The organism is Pseudomonas sp. Sample_24, from assembly GCF_004307605.1.
In the GTDB taxonomy this organism is placed as follows: Bacteria; Pseudomonadota; Gammaproteobacteria; order Pseudomonadales; family Pseudomonadaceae; genus Aquipseudomonas.
Genome location: NZ_RCNW01000342.1, coordinates 1 through 1666 on the forward strand (window position 1 = coordinate 1; position 1666 = coordinate 1666).

Annotated in this window: 3 protein-coding genes; 1 reads left to right on the plus strand and 2 read right to left on the minus strand. The window is 55.8% G+C overall.

Annotated features, from left to right (window positions below; all coding sequences use genetic code 11):
• Together D8V06_RS19020 and D8V06_RS19025 are read right to left on the minus strand one after the other, a co-directional pair.
• Positions 1-404, minus strand: a 404-nt coding sequence (locus D8V06_RS19020; protein WP_130931535.1) for a phasin family protein, incomplete at its 3' end; no start/stop codon positions are given.
• A 242-nt stretch (positions 405-646) separates the two neighbouring features.
• Positions 647-922, minus strand: a complete 276-nt coding sequence (locus D8V06_RS19025) for a polyhydroxyalkanoic acid system family protein (protein ID WP_056852247.1) — start codon at positions 920-922, stop codon at positions 647-649.
• Between the two features lie 154 nt (positions 923-1076).
• Between D8V06_RS19025 and D8V06_RS19030 the strand changes: the two genes are divergently transcribed.
• On the plus strand, positions 1077-1666 hold a 590-nt coding region (locus D8V06_RS19030; protein WP_130931536.1), incomplete at its 3' end, for a class I SAM-dependent methyltransferase.

Consider the following 1666-nt stretch of genomic DNA (forward strand, 5'->3'; position numbering starts at 1 on the left):
CGTTCGAGCAATGCCGTCAGCTCATCGAGCTTAGCAGAGAGTGTCTCAACGTCATGTTTAGACGGAATGCCGATACGATTCAAGGCACTTGCGACACGCGTGTCGAACGCCTTCTCGACCCTGTCGAGTTGAACTTCGACCTTGCCCTTGAAAGTGCTCACTTCACTCTTGGCTTCGTCGATCTCGGCATTCGCTGCTTCAAGTTTCTCGGCAACTACTTTTTTGCCTTTCTTTTCAACAGATTGGCCAGCTTTTACCAACTCTTGAAAGTATTCGCTGCCCTCTTGCCCAACCTTGGCGTAGGCACCCAGGCCTGCCAGCCAGACCTTGCGGGCATAGGATTTGACGTCGCCCAGAGTACTGGTCGATGCGTCGATTTTTTTCTTCAAAATTGCTTTGGCCATGGTCCACCTCACGCGCAGAAGGTTTGAGGAACTGCCCGCGAAATTGTCGGGCTCTGGCACAAAGTAGGGAGAAAAATTAGAAACGGCACCCTAACAACTGACATAAAAGCTCGGGTGCAGCGCAAAAAAGTGTAGGAGTGAGCCTGCTCGCGAAAGCGGACTTTCAGTCAAATTGCCAGTGACTGACAGACCGCTATCGCGAGCAGGCTCACTCCTACAGGGAATCGAATTTCAGACAAAAATCAGACCAGCGCTTTATCCAGCGCCTTCTCGATTTCCGCTTTGATCATGCCGCTCATGGCCGACATCATCAGGCCGAGCTCTACATCGACCTTGATCGAATCTTCGGTGACATGCACCGCGCCCTTCACACCCGAACGCTTGAGGTTGAGGGTATCTCCGGACCACTGCGGCTCCAGGCCATATTGCTCGGAGAGTTTCTGCGCCAGCTTGTCGGCCTTCTCGCGCGCCGCTTCTTTGCCCAGGCCATGGGCACGTTCAACACTAATACGGGCCATCGAATGACTCCTGCTTATGAATGCTTTCCCGGAGCATCTTGACCTCTGCTGCGTCAAAACGTCCCGATGGTTGCCCATCTTACCTTCAGCCTTGCCAAGACAAAGCATCCCTTGGGGATTAGAATGTCGCGCATTCTCTTTTGGTGACAGCGATATGACTGATCAGCGCAAAGGCAGCGATGCCGAACCCACCACTCACTTCGGCTTCAAAAACGTTCCGGAAAGCCAGAAAGCGGAAAAAGTCGCTGAGGTTTTTCACTCGGTAGCCGCCAAATACGACCTGATGAACGACCTCCTGTCGGGCGGCATGCACCGTCTGTGGAAGCGTTTCGCGATCGAACTGTCGGGCGTTCGCACCGGTAACCGCGTGCTCGATATCGCCGGCGGCACCGGTGACCTTACCCGGAAATTCTCGCACCTCGTCGGCCCGACCGGCCAGGTGGTGCTGGCCGACATCAACGAGTCCATGCTCAAGGTCGGTCGTGACCGCTTGCTGGACCTGGGTGTGGCGGGCAACGTCGAATTCGTCCAGGCCGATGCGGAAAAACTGCCGTTCCCGGACAATCATTTCGACTGCGTGACCATCGCCTTCGGCCTGCGCAACGTGACGCACAAGGAAGACGCCCTGCGCTCCATGCTGCGTGTACTCAAGCCGGGCGGCCGTCTGCTGGTCCTCGAGTTCTCGAAGCCGACCAACGCGCTGATGTCCAAGGCCTACGACGCCTACTCGTTCGCCTTCATGCC